Source organism: Pseudomonas sp. NBRC 111127, from assembly GCF_001320345.1.
GTDB lineage: Bacteria > Pseudomonadota > Gammaproteobacteria > Pseudomonadales > Pseudomonadaceae > Aquipseudomonas > Aquipseudomonas juntendi.
Genome location: NZ_BCBD01000018.1, coordinates 29,081 through 51,003 on the forward strand (window position 1 = coordinate 29,081; position 21,923 = coordinate 51,003).

Sequence of the window (21,923 nt, forward strand, 5' to 3'; positions counted from 1 at the left end):
GAAAATTACAATTCTGTAAGGCGTGCAGCCTGTACACCAGCGCGCCTTGGCGGCGAACGCGGTTCGATAATCGCCCACTTTCCCAGCACGGCGGCTCCCCTCAATTGACGGAACTAACCAGTCAGTACAAAACTAGGCAGATCCAACAACAACAAAGCGAAGCCCGTCATGACGCCCCTCATTCTCGTGCTCAACGGCCCCAACCTGAACATGCTGGGCACCCGAGAGCCGGCCCAGTATGGTTACGAAACCCTTGCCGACCTTGGCCAACACTGCGCCGACACTGCCAATGCCCACGGCCTGGAAGTCGAATTCCGGCAAACCAACCATGAAGGTGAACTGATCGACTGGATCCACGCCGCGCGCAATCGCTGCGCCGGTATCGTGATCAATCCAGGTGCCTGGACCCACACCTCGGTAGCCATTCGCGATGCGCTGGTGGCCAGCGAAGTACCGGTCATCGAAGTGCACCTGTCCAACGTGCACAAACGTGAACCGTTCCGCCACGTGTCGTTCGTTTCGTCGATCGCGGTCGGCGTCATCTGCGGCCTGGGAAGCCACGGCTACCGCATGGCCATCAGCCACTTCGCCGAACTGCTCGAGGAGCGTGCAGCATGAGCCAGCCTGCCATCCTTGCCGGCCTGATCGGCCGGGGTATCCAACTGTCGCGCACCCCGGCCCTGCACGAGCACGAAGGCGATGCCCAGGCCCTGCGCTATCTTTACCGGCTGATCGACGCCGACCAGTTGCAACTGGACGACAGCGCCCTGCCCGGCCTGCTCGACGCTGCGCAGCACACGGGTTTTACCGGCCTGAACATCACCTACCCGTTCAAGCAGGCGATCCTGCCGTTGCTCGACGAGCTGTCGGATGAAGCGCGCGGCATCGGCGCGGTCAACACCGTGGTACTCAAGGACGGCAAGCGGGTTGGCCACAACACCGATTGCCTGGGCTTTGCCGAAGGTTTGCGCCGCGGCCTGCCCGATGTGGCCCGCCGCAAGGTGGTGCAGATGGGGGCTGGCGGCGCGGGCTCGGCGGTGGCGCATGCCTTGCTGGGCGAAGGGGTTGAACAGCTGGTGTTGTTCGAAGTGGATACCGCCCGCGCTCAGGCACTGGTCGACAACCTGAATGCGCATTTCGGTGCGGGGCGGGCAGTGCTTGGCGGTGACTTGGCCACGGCACTGGCCGATGCGGACGGGCTGGTCAACACCACCCCGGTCGGCATGGCCAAGCTACCCGGCACGCCGCTGCCAGTGGCGCTGCTGCATGCACGGCTGTGGGTGGCGGAGATCATCTACTTCCCGCTGGAAACCGAACTGCTGCGCGCTGCACGGGCGCTGGGCTGCCGCACACTGGACGGTAGCAACATGGCGGTGTTCCAGGCTGTGAAAGCATTCGAACTGTTCAGCGGCCGGCAGGCTGACGCCGCGCGGATGCAGGCACATTTCGCCAGCTTCTCCTGACTGAGCCAGGCCTGCGTGGCAACGGCCCTGAGCAAGCTCAGGGCCGCCACGCGGTCAGTCTTCCAGCGGCTTGGGCGGGGCGGCAGGCTTGGCCGGTTTGGCAGGTTTGCTGTCCTTGGCCTTGGTTTGCGGTGCGGCCGCCACCGGCTCTGGTGCGGTTACCGCCTTCTCGCTCGCGGGCAGCGCATCGACTGCCTCGAAGATCACCTGGGGATCGAGGGCGGTGTTGTCCTCGTCATCCTTGAGCACATGCCGCTCACCATCCTTGCCCACCAGAATCACCTTGGTGCCTTTGCTCGCCCCCAGCTTCAGCTCGCGGATCAGCGCCATGGTGGTTTGCTGCTCGAGGTTCTTGTCCTCCCGTTTGCCCATCATTTGCGCCACGCTGTACAGCACCAGGCTGCGCTCCTTGAATTTTGCCTGGGTAGCCGGGTCTTCGAGCGCTTTGTTGAGCCCACGCAGGGTGGGGTCGGCGCTGCTCGGCGCAATGACCACCAATGGCCGCGCCTTGCCCAGTTCCTTGGCCAACGGTGCATCACTGTCAGCGGCATGCAAAGGGCCGGCAAGCGCGAGCAGGGTGGCGAGGGTCAGTGAGCGGACGAGCATGCATATCTCCTTATTCTCTCGATAAACCAAAGACTACAGATCATGGAGAAAGATCCGACGCGGGAGCCTAAACCAACCGCCCATGGCGTGCTTGCCACAAAGGTAACTTCCGATTTCCGTGACCGGGCGGCGAGGCCTGTGCAAACATCGCCGCCTGCTCTGAGCATAGCGCATAGCCACCGGCCGGCAGCGCTGCGCTGGCCGTTTTACCCCGTCGTGCTGTCGCCGGGCGCGTTTCTGTCCAGGGCTTCGAGGGTCAGTTGCAACAGCAGGGCATGCTCACGCTGCTGATTCCGAATCTGCAGCCGCTCGACCTGCGCTTCCTGGTTGCCCAGCACCATCAGCCGCTCCAGTTCATCATGCATGTCCTGCGGCACTTGCAGGCGATCGGGGAAACTGCCCCGCAGGTAGTCCTGCCAGAAGCGTTGCCTGGAAAGGTATTCAGCCATGCCGTCGCGGGTCTGCGCTGCCAGCACGAAGGCACGCGCCGAACGAAGGTCGGTGTCCTGCAGCCTGGCAATATCGGTATACAACATCTCCCCGGGCTGGGCGGGCAAATCCAGGGCCGTGCGCAAGGCAACACAGTAAGCCAGGGCGAATTCGAGTGACTCACTGCCGGCCCCCAACCGGCGGGCATGTTCTGCCGCGAACTGATCGAGCAACGCCAAGCGCCATAACTGCCCGCCGAGCCACAACAAGCCCTGCTCCGGGGGGCGCCCACCCTGCTGGCGGCGCGTACGCCATATCATCAAGCGCACTTCCAGGTCAGCGAAACGGGCAGTGGCGTTGTCCTGGCAATCCGTCGCCGCGGCGTGCCTGAACAGCTCCAGCCGCAGCGCAGTGTCTTCACTCATTGCTTCGAACATTTCCAGTACCCGGGCTGCCAGCGCGCAGGCGGTGGAGGAAAACTTGAATGCGCCGGAGGTGGTCAGTACGGACAACGTCTTGAAGAAGTCGTCCGATACCTCATCGGCTTCCAGATGAACCCACAGCGCGGCCATTTCATCGCGACGTTCTGCCGCCACCAGGTCCAGATAACGGAACCGATACGGCACGCGACTCGCCTCGAGCCAATGCCAGCTGGAAGACGCCTGCGATGCAGCCGCCAGCAGGTTGCCCGACAGTTCGACCCGGCCCGCGCGCCACAGGTGTGACTGATGCAGGTCGTCAGGCAGCACTGAAATACTGTTGCCACTGAGGTCCAGCGTGTGCAGTTGCGGCGCGTCCAGCGTGCCGTAGGGAAACTCCGGCAGTTGCGTGCGTGACAGGTGCAAGGCGTTGAGCTCGGTCATGGCGAACACGGAAAATGCCCGGCGCAACGGGTTGTCCGAAAGGTTCAGGTACACCAGGGAGCGGCAACCGGCCAGGACCAGCGCCTGGCTTTCGTCGAGCGCGATCTGATTGCCTGACAGGTCGAGCACCTCCAGCCTTTGTGCCAGCATCTGAGGCAGCGGCAGGCGCCTGAGCCGGCAATTGGTGATTTCCAGGTTGCGCAAGTTGGGAAACGCCTGCAGGAAATCGTCGGGCACCTGCTCCAGCCGCATGGCGCGCAAGGCCAGTATGGACACGTGCGCGAAACTCACTTGGGCCGGCAGGCCAGGCAGTTGGCGCAAACGGCTGCGGGTCTGGGTCAGCATGAAGCGCCCTCCCTGCACAGATGCCTGGTCCTGCAACTCTGGGATGAGCAAGCGCCAGCAGTCGATCAAGCCTTTTCTGAACTCACGCCGGGCAGTCAGTTCAGGTGTGGCAACCGCATTGATTACCCACCTGTCGAGGTGGCTGTTGAGCTGTCGGTATTGCGCCTCCAGGCCGTTCAACCTGGCCCGGGCATCGGCTGACGCCAACCATTGGCCAACCTGCTCGTCGCTGAAGGCCGGGTACAGGTCGCGCAGGCGTGCCTGCAGCGCCCGCGGCCTGAGCCGCCCGAACGCAGCCCATAACCTGCCGCCGGCCATGGGGTAGCCAATGCGGCCGTCAGCGAGCCGCAGCGGTGCCACGAAGGCGCCACGGCGCTGGCCCATGCCAAGGGCGGCCAGCACGGCTGGCCGCTGGTTGAAGGCAAGGTCTGCCAACGCCTGGCGCAGGGCGGGTGCGAACACAGCAGGCTGCCGGCTGGCCGCTCGTGCCTCGGCGTCATACGCCGCCGCCAGTGTTTCGAACAGCTCCCCGGCAGCACCGGCGTTGGCCTGGGCACGGGCGTGCAAGCGAAACACCCCATGCTGGTGCAGCAGATCGAAGGTTGGGCCCGCGCCTTCGATCGTCAGCAGCGGCTCGCTGGCCTCACCGTCGAACAATCGCCAGCCTGGCCCACCGGCCCCCGGCACCTGCCCCAGCAGGTTCAGCACAACCCGCGCCAGGTCCAGATTCTGTGGGGTATCGATGCGCAGCGCCTCAAAGACCCGCGCGGTTCGAATCCGCGTAACCTGCAGCCTGGCCGCCTCGGCCATGAACAGCGGCACGCGCCCGGTCTCTTGCAGGTGCTGCAGGTCGTCCTCGCTGGCATTGCGCATCACTTCCCTGGCCGCCAGGCGGTGCAGGCTGGCGAAGGCCCGTTGCAAAGGGCAAGGGGTTTGCGGGCCGGTGTTGTGCTCCTCGTACATGGCTTGCAGCAGCTCCCGGCGCCCGGCCCAGGCCACTTCGGCCAGCGCGCGCCCGTGCAGGCCTGCCGCCTGGGGAAGGCTCAGCACCCGCGCCAGCAATTGCTGATCGGCGGTGGCGGCACCTTCGCGCAGTTGACCGACCAACGTGTGGATCCGCCCAGCGAACAGCAGCCGCTGCACGGCGTCAGCCAGCGCTGCCTCAGGTGCTCGGCCATACACATGCCATGCCCGCAAGTGCTGGTCGTCCAGCCCGTGGATGGCCAGCGCCTGGTCGATCTGCAGGTCATCGAGGTCGCTGTAGGGCTTGCCCAGGCGGCGGAACAGCTGGCGCGCGTCTGCCCATTCGGCGGGCTGCTCGCACCACAGCCGCCACGCACCGGCGCCATTGTGGCGGAGCAAGGGGGCATAGCCCTGGTAAGGGAGCAACTGCCATTGTTCATCGTTCTTGCGCCACGCCACTTCATACCAGTGACCGTCCATGCTGATCCAGCAGCGCTCGGCCAGGCGATACACCCCCTGCTCGTCCCGCACCGCGGTAGCCGGCGGGGTGCCACAACGGTAGGGTTCCAGGTCGGTGTTCCACAGTTTTACCTCGCCACCTGGCAGCTGCGCCGGCACCAGTGGGTCTACCACGCTCCAGGCACGTCGCGCCGCCGCGACAACAGCAACGGTTGCACCGACGGTCAACAACCCTTTGCCCACATTCAGCAGGTGGGCCAGCGCAGCATTGCGTTCGTTCTGTTGCCAGTCACTGACCGCCTGGAAGCTTTGCTCAAGCAGTTCCCAGGCCATCACACCCAGCATCACCGCGCCAATTGCGGGCACGAAAAGCCCTGCGATGCCGAGCAGGGTTTGCCCTTCAGCCTGTAAACGGCGGGCATGCTCGGCCTGAGCCTGGCGATCGAGCATCGCCACTGGCGGGGCGATGATCGCCGCGTCATCCTTGACCTGGCCAATCCAGTCATCAGCCAGGGCATCGAACAGCGGTAAACCATAGGCATGCGTCTGTTCATCAAGGCTGCGGGTCGCCCAGTGGGTGACATCGTCGAGCCGCTCACCCACGGCAGAGAAAAACCGCTGGCTGTCGCGACGGCGCACGAAGCGGCTGAAGAAACGCCGGTAGTCGTTCTTGCGCAAACGCTTGCCAAGCACCCGGCGGGCGTAGTGTTCCAGGTCGTTGCACACGCTCCAGGGGCCTGCGGGGTCGCCAGGTACATACACCAGGACGTACTTGCTGGTGTTGTAGAACGTCCCCTCGGCAATGACATCCAGCACCACGATCTGCTGCATGCGGCAACCAAACAGTTCCAGCCGGCGGACGCTGACCGGCGATCCCGCGAGGGTGCCAAGCGTGTCATGCATGCACAGTTGCACCACCCAGTGCAGCTGGGCCGCGCTCAACACGCCCTGTGCGCTGGCTGCAAGCGCATCGGCCAGCATGCCATAGCGTTGGCGGCGAACCAGCAGCTCGCGCACGCTTGGCTGAAAAACACCCGCCAGGTGCGCCTGGTACTGCTGGCCAAGGTCCAGCGTGCGGCACAGCCTGACGAAAGCCGTTGCCGATAGCTCAGTACGCGTGGCGCCCAGCGCATCCACCAGGCAATTCTTGCGGGGCTGCTCATGCTGCTCGGCCTCGGTGAAGTTGCCCAGCGCTGCCTCCAGCAGCGGCGTATCGTAGTAATCGCTGTCGGCCACCGGCAGCCGACCGGTCACATAGCTGATGGTCGGCGACGTGAAGTAATACCATTGCCGCAGGCACACGCGGTCGACATCCAGGGTGCCAAACCGGGCCAGCGCCTGCTGCAGCAAAGGCCGGCTGAAATCATCCAGGTTGCGCACCTGTGCCAAGGCTTGCGTCAGCCCTTCCCGGCAAGCCAGCAACTGCGACAGTGCCTGGCTCAGCAGCCGGTAGTCGGCCACCGTCAGCTTCGCCATCCAGGCCGGCAGCCGCTGTGCAATGTAATGGTCCTGGCAGGCTTGCGCGATGGCAAGCGCGTCGACCGCATTCGAAGGTGAAGTGGATTTGCCCTGCATCGGTGCCTCCGCGATGGCGTTGAGGCTAGAGTTTGTGCAGGTTCAGGGCATGCCGACGGCTAGCTATCTACTACCCGTTCAGAACAGCAGCAGTTGATGGTCGATCAGCCGCGCGAAGTCGTCGCCGACAAAAGGCAGGATGGCATCAGCCACCGGCTGCAACTGCCGGCTGATGTAATGATCATGGTCGATGGGGGCTTGCAGGTTTTCCAGCGGCTCTGGGCCTGCGGTGGTGATCACATAGCTGATCCAGCCGCCGCGCTGGTATTGCAGCGGGCGGCCCAGGCGCTTGTTGTAGTCGTCGGCCAGGCGTGCGGCACGCACATGGGGCGGGACATTGCGCTGATAGTCGGCCAGTGGTCGCCGCAAGCGCTTGCGATAGACCAGCAGCTCGTCGTTCTCACCCGCCAGCGTGCGCTGTACATAGTCACACAGGTAATCACGGTACGGCTCACCACGAAACACGCGTGCGTAGAGTTCCTGCTGAAACTGCCGGGCCAGCGGTGACCAGTCGGTGCGCACCGATTCCAGGCCCTTGAACACCATTTCTTCTGTGCCATCAGCCCGCTGCCTGAGCCCGGCATAGCGTTTCTTGCTGCCCTCGTCGGTACCACGGATGGTGGGCATCAGGAAACGCCGGTAATGCACCTCGAACTGAAGCTCGAGGGCGCAGTCCAGGTTCATGCTTTCGCGCAGGTGCGTTTGCCACCACTGGTTGACCTCGGCCACCAGCTCGCGACCGATGCGCACCGCGTCTTCCTCGGCATGGGCACCCTTGAGCCAGACGAAGGTGGAGTCGGTATCGCCATAGATCACGTCGAAACCACGGGCCTCGATCAGCGCCCGGGTCTGGTGCATGATCTGGTGCCCACGCAAGGTGATGGACGAGGCCAGCCGGGGGTCGAAGAAGCGGCAACCGCTGGAACCCAGCACACCGTAGAAGGCGTTCATGATGATCTTCAGTGCCTGGGACAACGGCGAGTTACCCTCGCGTTTGGCCGCCTCCCTGCCCTGCCACACACGCTCGACGATGGCCGGCAGGCAATGCTGGCTGCGGGAAAAGCGCCCGCCACGGAAACCCTCCACCGAGTGCTCATCGTCAGGACGGTGCAAACCTTCCACCAGGCCCACCGGGTCGATCAGGAAGGTGCGAATGATCGAGGGATACAGGCTTTTGTAATCCAGGACCAGTACCGAGTCGTACAAACCTGGGCGCGAGTCCATGACGAAGCCGCCAGGGCTGGCTTCGTCCGGGCGGCTGCCCAAGTTGGGCGCCACGTACCCCAGGCGGTGCATATGCGGAATGTACAAGTGGCAAAACGCGGCGACCGACCCGCCGCTGCGGTCCACCGCCAGGCCGGTAACCGATGAGCGTTCCAGCAGGAACTCGAGCAGGCGAGTGTGGGCGAAGATCCGCGTCACCAGCTCACAGTCCTTCAGGTTGTACCGCGCCAGGGCCGGTTTGTCTTCGGCGAAGCGCCGGTTGATTTCGTCCATGCGCTGGTAGGGTGTGTCGATGGCTTTGCCTTCGCCGAGCAGCGTCTGGGCGACGTTTTCGAGGCTGAACGACGGGAAACTCCAGGTGGCCGAGCGCAGCGCCTCGATGCCATCGATCAACAAGCGCCCCGGGGCGTCGGCGAATACGTGGCCACCGCCGCCCTGGCTTCGCAAGGTCATGGCTGCGCCTCTGCGCCCCAAGGCCAGCGCTACCTGCAACGCCTTGGCGTGCTCATGCAGCACGCGCAGGTCGAACTGGATCAGGTTCCAGCCAATGATCGCGTCGGGGTCGTGCAGCGCCATCCACTGGTTCAGGCACACCAGCAGCTCGGCGCGGTCGGCGCAGTAGTGCAGATCGAAGTCCACCCCTGCCGGGTCGCCGTTGGGTTTGCCAAGCATGTACACCTGACGCTGGCCACAGCCCTCCAGGGCAATGCTGTACAACTCCCCACGTTCGCTGGTTTCGATGTCCAGCGACACCAGGCGCAGCGGTGGGCGGTAACCTGCCAGCGGCCTGAGCTGAGCTTCGCAGAGCACGCCCTGTGCATCAGGCTTGCCAGTGAACTGCACGGGGGCGGTGATGAAGCGCTCCATCAGGTAGCGTTCGGGCGGGCGAATGTCGGCTTCGAAAACGTCGATGCCGGCGTTGCGCAGGCGTTGCTCCAGTTGCATCAGCTGCCGGTGCTGGCGGCAATACAGCCCCATGACCGGGCGCTGCTCGAAGTCCTTCAACTGCAAGGGCTTGAGCTGTACACCTGGCTCTTTGGCCAACAACACCCGGGCATGTTCAGCCTGCGCCAGCGGGATGAAAGCCACCGAGTCCTGAGGGGCAAGGCGCAATTGCCGGGGCCCCTGATCGGTAGCCAGCCAGAATTCCACGCAGGTCCCTTCGGGCGTGTCATGCCAATGCCGGGTCAGGACGAAGCCCTGCTGCAATTCCACCGCATCTCCCTCTGAAGCGTATGATCAGGTGCTGATTCTACCGCTACCGGCACTGCCAGCGGTGGCTGGGCAGCCGCTGCAGGCGCCACCCGGCCCCTGTAGCCCGTCACTGGAACCGGTACGCCAAACCCGCCCCCGCATACCATGAGCGCCCAGGCGCGGCCTCGTAGTAACGCCCGTTGCTGTCGCCGACGATCACCGACCCTACATATTGCCGGTCGAACAGGTTGTCCAGGCGCACCAGCTGGTGGAATGTCCACGGGCCAACATACTGCTCGAAGCGCGTACGCCAATTGAACACGGCATAGGCCGGCGCCGCCTTGGCAGCGTTGCTGTCGTCGACATACACCTTGCTGCGGTACTGCCCTTCCAGGCCCATGCTGACCGCCGCCACCGGCTTCCACAGCACCTCGCCATACAGGTTGTCCTGGGGCACACCTGGCAGGCGGTTGCCACGTGCGATGGCCTGGCTGACGTTTTCGGCATAGCGCGCGTCGGTGCGGGTGTACACCACAGTGGCCTGCCACTGGTCGTTCCAATCCTGCTGCAGGCGGGCCTCGAAACCACGCCGAAGGGTACTCCCGGCATTGCGATAGCTGGTTCGGCCGTCCGTCGCACGGTCCACGACAATTTCGTCTTCGGTCTGGATCTCGTAAACGGCGGCGTCCAGCCGCGTGCGCTCGCTCAGCCGGTACTTCAGGCCCGTTTCATACTGCATGCTGGTGGCAGGCTCGAGCCCGAAGTTGAAGCGTTCGTCCGCTCCCGGTGCATAGGCCATCTCGGCCTGCGTGGGGGTTTCGAAGCCTTTGCCGACACTCACGTAACCACGCAAATCAGGGGTGAAGGCGTACATCACAGACAGCGAAGGGGTAGCTTGCTGATACCGTTTGGAGCCGCTGGCGTCACCGTTGGCCAGGTAATGGTCATCGACGCGCATGTTCATGCTGCTGTAGCGCAAGCCCAGCTCGCTGGTCCAGTTACCGATTTCCCAGTGCGCCTGCAGGTAAGGGTCCAGGCTGGTGGCGGTGTCCTGCTCGTCACGTCGCAACTCGCCCTTCACACCCAGCTGGTCAGCGCTGAAGTTCTGGTAGCCACGGCGGTCATCCTTGCTCTGGTCGTAATCGGCGCCAAGGGTCAGGGTGAGATTGCCGGGCACCTGGGCAACCGGCTGGATCCAGCGCAGCGTACCGCCCTGGAACTGCCGATCGAAGTCGACCACGCCACCCCCGCGCTGGCTGTTCGAGACCACCGTCTTGGGAATGGACAGGTACTGCACCACCCGGCGCTGCCCGGCGTACAGGTTCAGCTGCAACGTGGCGTCACCTATGTAGCGCTCATAGTTCATGCCCAACTGCTGGTGGTCGATGCTCTTGCGCGTGTCATAGGTTTGCGCCACTGCCGCGCTGGAGCGCGGGTCGTGCTTGTAGGCTTCCCAGGTCTGCCCCAGAGGGTCCTGGGTGCCGTTCTGTTCCAGGCTGCTGTAGATCAGCGCCAGGCGCGATTCGCTATCCGGCTTGAAATGGACCTTGGCGAAGGTCTGGTCACGGCGCGCCGCGCTGTGGTCACGGTAGCCGTCGGTGTCCATGCGCGACGCATCCAGCAGGAAACCGGCCGTGTCGTTACCGCCCTCGGCGCTCAGGTGGTTCTTGTTGAAACCGTCGCTGCCGAAGGTGGTTTCGGCACCCACCTGGGCAGGGCCCTGGCCGTCGCGGCTGAACATCTGGATAACCCCACCGGCGTTGCTGCCGTACAGGGTGGCGGCCGGGCCGCGCAACACCTCGATGCGCTCGGCCACATCCAGGTTGAGCGTGGCCGCTTGCCCTTGACCGTCGGGTGTACTGGCCGGGATCCCATCGCTGATCAGCTTGATGCCCCGCACCCCGAAGGCCGAGCGGGCGCCGTAGCCTCGCGAAGAAACCTGCAGGTCCTGGGCGTAGTTCTGGCGGTTCTGCACCACCAGCCCTGGCACCTTGCCCAGCACTTCCGACAGGTTGACGCCCAACTGGCCGTCAGTGCCACGGGACAAGTCGATGGTATCGACCGAGAACGGCAGGTCGAACGTACGGGTGGGCAGGTAGGCACCGCTCACCACCAGCGGCTCGATCACCACGGCAGTGGGGGCATCGGCCCAGGCATCGTCAAGCGCACCAAAGTCGCCTGCAATCAGCAGGACCAGGCCTGCAGAGGTAGGAAAACGAGAAAGAAATCGATACATGCGCAGCTTCCGAAAATGGCCGCCATTACACCAGACCCGCACCGACAGTGCGAACCCTCTGGCCAGCCTCGCCGGATTTTCCCTGACAAGCTGTTGCGAAATTGCTTACGCTGAAATACTGTACACACATACAGCACAACAAGGATATTCCTGTGTCCAGCACCGCCTCCGCCACCCCAAGCAGCTACGTTCAGCTGGGTGTTCGCATCCAGAAGATCATCAACAGCCCCACCGCCCAACGCAGCCGCGCGGCGCTGATCTTCCGCCTGGAACAGGAAAGCCCGGACGACTGGGAAACCCTGCTCGGGGAAATTGCCGAGAACGACAACGTCACCCTTGCCCACCGTGATGATGGCGGCGTGCAGATTTTCTGGACGGTGCCGAAGGAAGACTGACCAGGCATGAGCATTCCGCTTTTCGCTGCTACCGGCCTGCTCCTGCTGTGTGCCGCCCCTGTTGTCCAGGCCGAGGCCCCGCGCACTTTCCAGGAGGCCAAGAAGGTCGCCTGGAAGCTGTATGCACCGCAGTCCACAGAGTTCTACTGCGGGTGCAAATACAAAGGCAACAAGGTGGATCTGGCCTCCTGCGGTTATACCCCGCGCAAGAGTGCCCGGCGCGCTGCGCGCATCGAATGGGAGCACATCGTACCGGCCTGGCAGATCGGCCATCAGCGCCAGTGCTGGCAAAGCGGCGGGCGCAAGCAGTGCTCGCAGCATGATGAGGTCTACAAACGTGCGGAGGCCGACCTGCACAACTTGGTGCCAAGCATTGGCGAGGTCAACGGTGATCGCAGCAACTTCAGCTTCGGCTGGCTGCCCGAGCAGCGTGGTCAGTACGGCAGTTGCCTGACCCAGGTCGACTTCAAGACCAGAAAGGTGATGCCACGCCCGTCCATCCGCGGCATGATCGCGCGCACCTACTTCTACATGAGCAAACAGTACAACCTGCGCTTGTCGCGCCAGGACCGGCAGTTGTTCGAAGCCTGGAACAAAACCTACCCGCCACAACCCTGGGAGCTGCAACGCAACCAGCGGGTAGCTTGTGTAATGGGGCGCGGTAACGAGTTTGTCGGGCCGGTCAACCTCAAGGCTTGCGGCTGAGCTAACGAAGTGCCTGCAGGTAAGCGCTGGCCTCGCGATAGCGCGCCAGCCGCGCCAGGTCGGCAGGGCCTGGGCAGGGAATACGCGAAAGGTCACTGTTGTCGGCCAGGTCAGCCAGTTTGACCGTGCGCGCCAGCGGGTCGTCGCCCAGGCGCACGACAAAGTCCTGATAAGCTTCGCCTTCACGCCGGCTGAGCGCCAGCAGGGCTGCGAGAATCTTCAGCGCGAAGCCCTCCCGCGCCAGGTCGGAGAGGGTCAGCGGGGTATCCTCGATCACATCGTGAAGCACCGCAACAATGCGCTGTTCCGGTGTGGCAACCCGCAGCATCACACGTAAAGGGTGAAGGATATACGCCGCCCCACCCTTGTCGTATTGCCCTTCATGCGCCCTGGCGGCCACGGCTATGGCCCGCTCCAGTGTCGACATCAGGCGCCCCCCATTTCAGCCTCTCCCTACCCAAGCATAGCCAATGCTGGGCGCAAGGTGCCTATCATGCGCCTCGGAAGCGGGTTGGCCGCGCAGGTCAGCGCGCTGCGCCGTGCTGGATGACCACCGAGTCAGTGCCCAATTTGGCCATGACTTCGTCGCGGCGGGCCTGCGCCTCTTCGCGAGTAGGGAACGGCCCCATCAGCACCACCGGCTTGCCATCGCGGTATTCCACCGACGACGGGATGCCCTTTTCGATCAGGCGGGCCGTCATGTCGCTGAGTGCGCCCATGTTGGCGCCCTGCACCACCTCCACATCCCAGCCTTCGGGTGCCGGCTGGTCGGCCAGCGCTTCGGCGCGACGCTGCAGGTCGGCACCGCCGCACAGTTCGCGGATACGCAGGTTGTTGCCGGTTTCGTCCACGATGATGTCGTACTGGCCATCGCGCTTGAACGCCACGTAGCTGCGGTAGGCCTCGTACTGCCCGGCATCGTCCTTGCCACGGACCTGGCCGCAGATGGTGCCCTGGGTGTCGATCCGCACGTTGCCGAACTTGGCCGTCTTGGGGTTGTGCAAGTGTTCAGCCACCTGCTTGTGCACGCCCTCGACCTCGTTCTCACAGCCCGCCAGGGCGAGCACTGCCATTACCACAGCCAGTTTACGCACGCGTGTACCTCCAGTTTCGAAGGGGCGGATTCTAGCATGCTGCGCGCTGGCCGAAGCGTGACCAAAGGTTACAGGCTGCTTCACGCGCACATGCAAAAAGGGCGATCATTGCTGATCGCCCTTTCTGGAGTTTGGTAGGCACAATTGGACTCGAACCAACGACCCCCACCATGTCAAGGTGGTGCTCTAACCAACTGAGCTATGTGCCTGTCGTGTGGTGCGCATCTTAGTGATCAAGTGCGCACCTGTAAAGCGTTTTTTTCAGAAAAATCAAAAACTTTCGCAGTTTCCCGGTGTTGCAGCCAACCGCCGGAAAAACCAATGAAAAAAGGGGTGACCCTTGCGGATCACCCCTTCTTCGATTTGGTAGGCACAATTGGACTCGAACCAACGACCCCCACCATGTCAAGGTGGTGCTCTAACCAACTGAGCTATGTGCCTGTCGTGTGGTGCGCATTCTACGCAATTGGAAAAGCCTGTCAACACTTTTTTTCGCGCTAAGCTACTGAATCTAAACCTCTTTATAGAGAAGGGTCGCTTGCGACTGTGTGAGGGATTTTCAACAGACGACTAGCGGGTGTTTATTATTATTGATAGCATCGCTACATTCGTTAAAAATATAAAACACGAGGTTCCTGCAGCATGGCTAACACCCCCTACCCCCAGTCCTACTACGCCGCCTCGGCCAACCCGGTGCCGCCACGTCCGGCGCTGCAGGGTGAGGTGGAAACCGATGTATGCATCATCGGCGCCGGCTACACCGGCCTGTCCAGCGCCCTGTTCCTGCTGGAGAACGGCTTCAAGGTGAGCATCGTCGAAGCCGCCAAGGTCGGCTTCGGTGCCTCGGGCCGCAACGGTGGCCAGATCGTCAACAGCTACAGCCGCGACATCGACGTGATCGAACGCACTGTGGGCCCTAAACAGGCCCAGCTGCTGGGCCACATGGCCTTCGAAGGCGGGCGTATCATTCGCGAGCGCGTGGCCAAGTACAACATCCAGTGCGACCTGAAGGACGGCGGCGTTTTCGCCGCGCTCACCAGCAAGCAGATGGGCCACCTGGAATCGCAAAAGCGCCTGTGGGAGCGTTTCGGCCACAACCAGCTGGAGCTGATGGACCAGAAGCGCATCCGCGAGGTGGTGGCCTGCGACAGCTACATCGGCGGCATGCTCGACATGAGCGGCGGTCACATCCACCCGCTGAACCTGGCGCTGGGCGAAGCTGCAGCGGTCGAGTCGCTGGGCGGCATCATCTATGAGCAAACCCCGGCCGTGCGCATCGAGCGCGGCGCCAACCCTGTGGTGCATACCCCACAGGGCAAGGTCCGCGCCAAATTCATCATCGTCGCTGGCAACGCCTACCTGGGCAACCTGGTGCCAGAGCTGGCCGCCAAATCCATGCCATGCGGCACCCAGGTCATCACCACCGAACCCCTGGGCGAAGAGCTGGCGCGCACCCTGCTGCCGCAGGACTACTGCGTGGAAGATTGCAACTACCTGCTCGACTATTACCGCCTGACCAGCGACAAGCGCCTGATCTTCGGCGGTGGCGTAGTGTACGGCGCACGTGACCCGGCCAACATCGAAGCGATCATCCGCCCGAAGATGCTCAAGGCCTTCCCGCAACTGAAGAACGTGAAAATCGACTACGCCTGGACCGGGAACTTCCTGCTGACCCTGTCGCGCCTGCCACAGGTAGGTCGCATCGGCGACAACATCTATTACTCCCAGGGGTGCTCGGGCCACGGCGTGACCTATACCCACCTGGCGGGCAAGGTGCTGGCCGAAGCCCTGCGCGGCCAGGCCGAGCGTTTCGACGCCTTCGCCGGCCTGCCGCACTACCCGTTCCCAGGCGGCCAGATGCTGCGCGTGCCGTTCAGCGCTATCGGTGCCTGGTACTACAGCCTGCGCGACCGCCTGGGTTTCTGATGTAGCGGGCCTCCTCGGGGCGGGACCCGCTCCTCCATGGGGCTGTGCGGTGCGCACACGCTCTGTGGAGGGTCGGGTCTACCCGGGAAAAGGCCATGATGGGAACGATCATTTGTTCAGGCTGTTCACCGCCTGCTTCGCCGCGATTTCCTGCCCCGCCCGCGACAACTCTTCCGCCGCCTGCAACCAGCGTTGCCTATCCACTTCAGCCGGCAATTGCCGTGGCGGCTGCACCAGCACTGCCCAACTGCCCTGCTCGGCCCACGCCGAAGCGAACGCGTCGAATGCCATCATGTGCCGGCGGTGCATGCCCGAGCGCAGCAGTACCCGCTGCTTGTAGCGGTCATACCCGATCAGCACCGCATAGCGCGGCTCGCCCCACCAGGCGGAACCGTCTTCGTAGCGCAAGAGTACCGGGTTGCCCGCCGCCACTTGGGTCAACAGCGCATCCAGTTGCTTGTCCAGGCGGTACACCACCATGCCGTAATCCCGCGCCACGCTAGGGATGGCGGTACCCAGTGCGTCGGCACCCTGTGGCAGGTTCAGGGGCTTGTCCAGCAGCCCCGGGGTAATCGGTGCCCCCTGTTGCGACAACACTGCTGCCAGGGCCATGGCGCCGCTATGGTTGGCGTTGCCCCGGTAGAACGGCACGCTGCTGATTTCGACCCGTTGCGGCAGGCCTTTGAGATTGGCGGGCGGCGCACTGGCACAGCCCGCCAGGCTGGCTGCCACGATGAAGGCCGACAGCAGCCGCCGGGCGCTCTTGAAGGAAGATTGCTGCATGGACACTCGCTTGTTCCAACGCCGGGCAGGCAGCGCCCAGCTCTGGCCACTGATCATAGGTCCGACGACGGCGCGGGTATAGTCCGACAGCGGCTTGGAGCGAATCGGACTCAGAGATAGACCTTTGTTCGATGGAACGTCCCAGGCGAAAGGCTAGACTAAAGCAGTGTCTGGAACGCAAACGCCGGTCACTCTGGCGTTTGCCGCAGCGATGGAGGCACAGATGAGCCTGACCCTGGCAATCCTCATGCTGGTCGGCATGTGGCTGAGCGTCGCAGCCGCCATGCTATGGGGTGTATTACGTATTGTGCGGCGTCATGCACAGCCCAATCAACAACCGCCGCAGGTGCCGGCCAAAACCCGGCACGTACAGCGCGCACGGCGGCCTGCGGGGGTGCACTGACCGCGCAGCATTCAGCAGCCAAACGGGGCGCAAAGCGCCCCGCTGCCCACCGTCAATGCTCAGCTGCCTCACGCTTGAGCCGCGCCCTGCGTGCGAGAATGTTGAGTATCTCGATCGCGGTGGAGAACGCCATCGCAGCGTACACGTAGCCTTTAGGCACATGGGCACCAAACCCTTCGGCAATCAGCGTCATACCGATCATGATCAGGAAGCCCAGGGCCAGCATCACGACGGTCGGGTTGTCGTTGATGAAGTTGGCCAGTGGGTCGGCCGCGACCATCATCACGATCACGGCAGTGATGACGGCGATGATCATGATCGGCAAGTGCTCGGTCATGCCCACGGCGGTGATAATGCTGTCTACCGAGAACACGATATCCAGCAGCAGGATCTGGAAGATCGCCGCAGCGAAGCCCAAGGTCACCGTGGAGCCCACCTTGGCCTCTTCCTTGGCACCGTGCGGGTCGACGTTTTCGTGAATTTCTTTGGTAGCCTTCCACAACAGGAACAGGCCACCCGCAATCAGGATCATGTCTTTCCACGAGAACGCGTTGCCGAACACTTCGAACACCGGGTCGGTCAGCTGGACAATCCAGGCCACCGTGCTGAGCAACGCCAGGCGCATGATCAGGGCCATGCTGATGCCGATGCGCCGCGCCTTGGAACGGTACGCCACCGGCAACTTGTTGGTCAGGATCGAGATGAAGATCAGGTTGTCGATGCCCAGTACGATTTCCATGGCCACCAGCGTAGCCAGGGCAATCCAGGCGGTAGGGCTAGCGGCGAGTTCCAGCAGATATTCCATTGTTCACATCCTGCAACGGCGGTTGGGGTCAGATTTCCTGGCTTTTTTCGTTCTTTTCAGCTTGCACGGGCTTCTGCCCTTCACTGCCAATGGCTTCGCTCAGCGCCTGCTGGGCGGCCTTGTTGGTGTCGTCGATGGCCTGCTTGGCCGATTGAGCAGCTTGGTCGAGCATCTGCTGGGCGGACTTCTCGGCCTGGTCGCAACCAGCCAGGGCAAACAGCGCCAGGGCCAGTACCAGCGGCGTGCCGATGGATTTCAAGTGCAGCATGGGTTCCTCGCTTGTGGTGACTTCAGCAGCGCACGAGGCGCCTGATAACGAAGGATTCTAGACACGCCGATACATCAGGAAAATTCGTATTTTCAACGGTTATACTTCGGGTTTTACGAATCGGGAAAACAGCGTGCTCAACTACCGCCAGTTGCACTACTTCTGGGCAGTGGCCAGGACCGGCAGCATCGCCCGCGCCAGCGAACAGCTGAACCTGACCCCGCAAACCATCAGCGGGCAGATCAGCCTGTTCGAACACACCTACGGCCTGGAGTTGTTCCAGCGTGTGGGGCGGCAGCTGGAGCTGACCGAAACCGGCCGCCAGACGCTGGCTTATGCCGAACAGATGTTCCAGCTTGGTGGCGAACTGGAGGCCATGCTGCGCGCCGGGCCACAGGAGCAGATCCTGTTCCGCGTGGGCGTGGCCGATGTGGTACCCAAGTCCATCGTCTATCGCCTGCTGGCCCCGACCATGGAGCTGGACGACGTGCTGCGCATCAATTGCCGCGAAGACAAGCTCGAACGGCTGCTCGGCGACCTGGCCATCCAGCGCCTGGACCTGGTGATTTCCGACAGCCCCATGCCCAACAACCTGGATATCAAGGGCTACAGCCAGAAGCTTGGCGAATGCGGCCTGAGTTTTTTCGCCACCCCTGCATTGGCCAAGCGCTACCCGGGTGCCTTTCCTGCCTGCTTGCAGGACGCCCCCCTGCTGATTCCCGGCCAGGAAACCGTGGTGCGCAGCCGATTGCTGCGGTGGCTGGGCGAGCAGCAGGTACAGCCCCGCATTGTCGGCGAGTTCGATGACAGCGCATTGATGCAGGCCTTCGGCCAGTCGGGCAGCGGCATCTTCGTTGCACCCAGCGTGATTGCCGAGGAAGTGTGCCGACAGTACGGCGTGCAACTGATCGGGCAGACCGAGGCGGTGCATGAGTCGTTCTATGCCATTTCGGTGGAGCGCAAGGTCAAGCACCCAGGGATAGTGGCAATTACCGAGGGGGCGCGGCGAGAGTTGTTCCACTGGTGACCGGGCTGGTTCGCACGGTCTGTCCCGAGTTCGCTTGCGGGGCGGCAGTGGCCGCGAAGCGCGCCGGGCCGCCCGGCGAGGCTCTGTGCTAAAGTCCCGCCCTTTACAGAATCCGAGATAACGCTGCACATGACCTCTGTTTTCCGCCTCCTCAACCGTACCAGCCTGGTGACGCAGATCGTCATCGGCTTGCTCGCCGGTATCGCCCTGGCCCTGCTGGCCCCCAGCGTGGCCGGCGACCTGGCCTTCCTCGGCAAGGTCTTCGTCAGTGCCCTCAAGGCAGTGGCGCCTGTACTGGTGTTCATTCTGGTCATGGCTTCGATCGCCAATCACCGGCATGGCCAAGAAACCCACATTCGCCCGATCCTGTGGCTCTACCTGCTGGGCACCTTCGCCGCGGCATTGGTGGCCGTGATCGCCAGCACGCTGTTCCCCTCGTCATTGGTGCTCAGCACCGGCGAAGCCACGCTCAGCGCACCGGGCGGCATTACCGAGGTACTGCAGAACCTGTTGCTGAGCGCGGTCGACAACCCGATCAACGCCCTGCTCAACGCCAATTTCATCGGCGTGCTGACCTGGGCCGTGGGCCTGGGCGTGGCCTTGCGCCATGCGGGCGACACCACGCGCACCGTGGTCGAGGACCTGTCCAACGGTGTCACCCTGATCGTGCGTGTAGTCATCCGCTTTGCCCCGCTGGGCATCTTCGGCCTGGTCAGCGCGACCTTGGCTCAATCCGGCCTGAACGCCTTGCTCGGCTACCTGCACCTGCTGGCAGTGCTGATCGGCAGCATGCTGTTCGTAGCGCTGGTGATGAACCCGCTGATCGTGTACTGGAAAATCCGCCGCAACCCGTTCCCGCTGACCTTGCTGTGCCTGCGCGAAAGCGGCATCACCGCGTTCTTCACTCGTAGTTCGGCGGCCAATATCCCGGTCAACCTGGCACTGTCAGAGCGCCTTGGCTTGCATGAAGACACCTATTCGGTGTCGATCCCGCTGGGTGCCACCATCAACATGGCCGGTGCGGCGATCACCATCACCGTGCTGACGCTGGCCGCAGTGCATACCCTGGGTATCCCGGTCGACCTGCCGACAGCGTTGCTGCTCAGCGTGGTGGCAGCCGTCTGTGCCTGCGGTGCCTCCGGCGTGGCAGGGGGGTCGCTGCTGCTGATTCCGCTGGCGTGCAGCCTGTTCGGCATCCCCAGCGAAATTGCCATGCAGGTGGTTGCGGTGGGCTTCATCATCGGGGTGTTGCAGGATTCGGCGGAGACCGCGCTGAACTCCTCCACCGATGTGCTGTTCACGGCCGCGGCGTGCCTGGCTGAAGAGCGGCGTAGCGTCTGATCCTAATCGGGTTGCTGGCCGGAGCGGGTTCACCCGCTCTCACCAGCAGCCGCAATTGCCTTACACGATGGCATTACCTACCCTAGTGGCCTTTCCCCAGTAATGAGACAGGGCCATGTCAGAATACGAAACCGCCGGTGAAGGCCGCTTGAGCAGCACCGAGATCCGTGTCCTCGGCGCGTTGATCGAAAAGCAGGCCACCAGCCCGGAGAGCTACCCGCTGACCCTCAACGCCCTGGTCCTGGCCTGCAACCAGAAGACCAGCCGCGAGCCCGTCATGAACCTTACCCCGGGCCAGGTCGGCCAGGCCCTGCGCAACCTTGAAGCGCAGGGCATGACCCGCCTGCAGATGGGCAGCCGCGCCGATCGCTGGGAGCAGCGGGTGGACAAGGCCCTGGAGCTGGTACCGGCGCAACTGGTGCTGATGGGCCTGATGTTCCTGCGCGGCCCGCAGACCCTCAACGAACTGCTGACCCGCAGCAACCGCCTGCATGATTTCGACGACACCGAGCAGATCCAGCACCAGCTGGAGCGCCTGATCTCGCGCGACCTGGCCTTGCACCTGCCACGCCAGGCGGGCCAGCGCGAAGACCGTTATACCCATGCGTTGGGCGACCCGGCGGAGATCGAGGCGATTCTTGCAGCACGTCAGCAGGAGGGCGGCCAGCGCAGCAGTGGCAGCAGCGTGTCGGAGGAGCGTATCGAAGCGCTTGAAGCCCGCATCGCAGCGCTGGAAGCGCGCCTGGCAGACCTGGAAGGCTAGGCGGTCACGGCTCGGGGTCGGGGAAGTTGCGGCAGCTTTTGCGCTCGGCCAGCTCCCGGTCGCTGGGGCGCTGGTCGACGAATACGGTGCGACCGTCGGCGTAGATTTCCAGGTAACCCCAATGCAGGTCCTGCTCCGTCTGACCGGGCTTGGGCGGGACTAGCCACCAGGGTTCGCGGCTGATCAGCGTCATGATACGGCTTCCTGAGGGTGGATGCCGTAAGCATAGACAGCCTGGGTTTGATGCCTTGCGAGCGCTGGCCCTTTCGCGGCTAGAGCCGCTCCTGCAAGTACGGCGGCAACTCCAAGCCAACGCAGACCCCCTGTGGGAGCGGGCATGCCCGCGAACACCGGCGCAGCCGGTGCCAGATACCGCGTCGCCTGCTTCGCGGGCTTGCCCGCTCCCACAGGTGAATCGCGCAGGCTTTTCAAATTTTGAGAAAGACAGTTGCTCAGCCTTCGAAGGCAGGGCCAGCCCAGGCTTACGCCGGTGCCGAGGTCCGGATCAGGTGGTCGAAGGCCGCCAGCGAAGCCTTGGCCCCCTCACCCACCGCAATCACGATCTGCTTGTACGGCACGGTGGTCACGTCCCCCGCAGCGAACACCCCTGGAATGCTGGTCTGGCCCTTGGCATCGACAATGATCTCGCCGCGCGGTGACAGCTCGACGGTACCTTTGAGCCAGTCGGTGTTCGGCAACAGGCCAATCTGCACGAAGATGCCTTCCAGCGCGACTTCATGCTGCTCGTCCGTGGCGCGATCCTTGTAGCGCAGGCCAGTGACTTTTTCGCCGTTGCCAAGCACCTCGGTAGTCAGCGCACTGGTGATCACTTTCACGTTAGGCAAACTGTGCAGCTTGCGCTGCAACACCGCGTCGGCGCGCAGTTGGCTGTCGAATTCGATCAGCGTCACCTGGGCAACGATACCGGCCAGGTCAATGGCAGCCTCAACACCCGAGTTGCCACCACCAATCACCGCCACGCGCTTGCCTTTGAACAATGGGCCGTCGCAGTGCGGGCAGTAAGCCACGCCACGCGCGCGGTATTCCTGCTCACCC

20 protein-coding genes and 2 tRNA genes are annotated in these 21,923 nt (G+C 63.4%); 9 read left to right on the plus strand and 13 right to left on the minus strand.

The features are described from left to right. The first annotated feature begins 168 nt into the window (after positions 1-168). Entirely contained in the window at positions 169-618 is a 450-nt protein-coding gene (aroQ, locus tag APH30_RS05645) for a type II 3-dehydroquinate dehydratase (protein ID WP_054911917.1), read from the plus strand. Then, complete coding sequence (locus tag APH30_RS05650; RefSeq protein WP_054911918.1) at positions 615-1,463, plus strand: shikimate dehydrogenase; 849 nt, start codon at positions 615-617, stop codon at positions 1,461-1,463. The genes aroQ and APH30_RS05650 overlap by 4 nt, the downstream gene beginning before the upstream one ends. Before the next feature lie 54 nt (positions 1,464-1,517). Here the strand turns inward: APH30_RS05650 and APH30_RS05655 are convergent, their stop codons facing one another. From APH30_RS05655 to APH30_RS05670, 4 genes are all read right to left on the minus strand, one after another. Beyond that, a complete protein-coding gene (locus APH30_RS05655; protein WP_009682785.1) occupies positions 1,518-2,069 on the minus strand; it encodes a DUF4174 domain-containing protein in 552 nt (183 codons plus the stop codon). A 206-nt stretch (positions 2,070-2,275) separates the two neighbouring features. Then, complete coding sequence (locus tag APH30_RS05660; protein ID WP_054911919.1) at positions 2,276-6,703, minus strand: NEL-type E3 ubiquitin ligase domain-containing protein; 4,428 nt, start codon at positions 6,701-6,703, stop codon at positions 2,276-2,278. A gap of 78 nt (positions 6,704-6,781) precedes the next feature. Continuing rightward, complete coding sequence (locus APH30_RS05665; RefSeq protein ID WP_054911920.1) at positions 6,782-9,142, minus strand: DNA polymerase II; 2,361 nt, start codon at positions 9,140-9,142, stop codon at positions 6,782-6,784. 106 nt (positions 9,143-9,248) lie between these two features. After that, a complete protein-coding gene (locus APH30_RS05670; RefSeq protein ID WP_082416113.1) occupies positions 9,249-11,357 on the minus strand; it encodes a TonB-dependent receptor in 2,109 nt (702 codons plus the stop codon). 152 nt (positions 11,358-11,509) lie between these two features. On the opposite strand from APH30_RS05670, the gene APH30_RS05675 reads away from it, so the two are divergent. Both APH30_RS05675 and APH30_RS05680 read left to right on the plus strand, forming a co-directional pair. After that, complete coding sequence (locus tag APH30_RS05675) at positions 11,510-11,752, plus strand: DUF1654 domain-containing protein (RefSeq protein ID WP_009682781.1); 243 nt, start codon at positions 11,510-11,512, stop codon at positions 11,750-11,752. A 6-nt stretch (positions 11,753-11,758) separates the two neighbouring features. After that, the gene (locus tag APH30_RS05680) at positions 11,759-12,457 is read left to right on the plus strand and encodes an endonuclease (protein WP_054911921.1); all 699 of its coding nucleotides are present in this window, start codon (positions 11,759-11,761) and stop codon (positions 12,455-12,457) included. Position 12,458: 1 nt separating this feature from the next. Here APH30_RS05680 and APH30_RS05685 read toward each other — a convergent pair whose 3' ends face one another. The 4 genes from APH30_RS05685 to APH30_RS05700 form a co-directional block, all read right to left on the minus strand. Further along, positions 12,459-12,884 (minus strand): hypothetical protein, encoded by a 426-nt coding sequence (locus APH30_RS05685; RefSeq protein WP_009682779.1) that lies wholly within the window; start codon positions 12,882-12,884, stop codon positions 12,459-12,461. A 97-nt stretch (positions 12,885-12,981) separates the two neighbouring features. Beyond that, positions 12,982-13,551 (minus strand): SPOR domain-containing protein, encoded by a 570-nt coding sequence (locus APH30_RS05690; protein WP_029884966.1) that lies wholly within the window; start codon positions 13,549-13,551, stop codon positions 12,982-12,984. A 132-nt stretch (positions 13,552-13,683) separates the two neighbouring features. Next, positions 13,684-13,760, minus strand: a tRNA-Val gene (locus APH30_RS05695). Between the two features lie 155 nt (positions 13,761-13,915). Next, positions 13,916-13,992: transfer RNA gene (locus tag APH30_RS05700), tRNA-Val, on the minus strand. A 201-nt stretch (positions 13,993-14,193) separates the two neighbouring features. Here APH30_RS05700 and APH30_RS05705 point away from each other — a divergent pair. Further along, a complete protein-coding gene (locus tag APH30_RS05705; RefSeq protein ID WP_003250557.1) occupies positions 14,194-15,477 on the plus strand; it encodes an FAD-binding oxidoreductase in 1,284 nt (427 codons plus the stop codon). A 108-nt stretch (positions 15,478-15,585) separates the two neighbouring features. Here the strand turns inward: APH30_RS05705 and APH30_RS05710 are convergent, their stop codons facing one another. Then, positions 15,586-16,317, minus strand: a complete 732-nt coding sequence (locus APH30_RS05710; RefSeq protein ID WP_054911922.1) for a peptidase C39 family protein — start codon at positions 16,315-16,317, stop codon at positions 15,586-15,588. 166 nt (positions 16,318-16,483) lie between these two features. Between APH30_RS05710 and APH30_RS05715 the strand changes: the two genes are divergently transcribed. Then, on the plus strand, positions 16,484-16,663 hold the full coding sequence (locus APH30_RS05715; protein ID WP_009682774.1) for a hypothetical protein: 180 nt from the start codon (positions 16,484-16,486) through the stop codon (positions 16,661-16,663). A gap of 52 nt (positions 16,664-16,715) precedes the next feature. Here the strand turns inward: APH30_RS05715 and APH30_RS05720 are convergent, their stop codons facing one another. After that, positions 16,716-17,468, minus strand: coding sequence for a TerC family protein (locus APH30_RS05720; protein WP_009682773.1), 753 nt, complete (start codon positions 17,466-17,468; stop codon positions 16,716-16,718). A 28-nt stretch (positions 17,469-17,496) separates the two neighbouring features. Next, positions 17,497-17,736: a hypothetical protein gene (locus APH30_RS05725; protein WP_054905235.1), complete on the minus strand. Its 240-nt coding sequence runs from the start codon at positions 17,734-17,736 to the stop codon at positions 17,497-17,499. Positions 17,737-17,869: 133 nt separating this feature from the next. Here APH30_RS05725 and nhaR point away from each other — a divergent pair, with 133 nt between their 5' ends. The 3 genes from nhaR to APH30_RS05740 all read left to right on the plus strand — a co-directional run bounded on the left by nhaR (position 17,870) and on the right by APH30_RS05740 (position 20,867). Continuing rightward, a complete protein-coding gene (gene nhaR, locus APH30_RS05730) occupies positions 17,870-18,763 on the plus strand; it encodes a transcriptional activator NhaR (RefSeq protein ID WP_009682771.1) in 894 nt (297 codons plus the stop codon). Positions 18,764-18,892: 129 nt separating this feature from the next. Further along, positions 18,893-20,104 carry a serine/threonine transporter SstT gene (gene sstT / locus APH30_RS05735; RefSeq protein ID WP_009682770.1) on the plus strand — a complete coding sequence of 404 codons (1,212 nt, stop codon included), beginning with the start codon at positions 18,893-18,895 and terminating at the stop codon, positions 20,102-20,104. A 115-nt stretch (positions 20,105-20,219) separates the two neighbouring features. Further along, complete coding sequence (locus APH30_RS05740; protein ID WP_029886311.1) at positions 20,220-20,867, plus strand: YceH family protein; 648 nt, start codon at positions 20,220-20,222, stop codon at positions 20,865-20,867. Between the two features lie 4 nt (positions 20,868-20,871). On the opposite strand, the gene APH30_RS05745 is transcribed toward APH30_RS05740, so the two are convergent. Next, positions 20,872-21,060, minus strand: coding sequence for a hypothetical protein (locus tag APH30_RS05745; protein WP_029886312.1), 189 nt, complete (start codon positions 21,058-21,060; stop codon positions 20,872-20,874). A 289-nt stretch (positions 21,061-21,349) separates the two neighbouring features. Continuing rightward, positions 21,350-21,923: FAD-dependent oxidoreductase (locus APH30_RS05750; protein ID WP_177333709.1), on the minus strand; the 574-nt coding region annotated here is incomplete at its 5' end.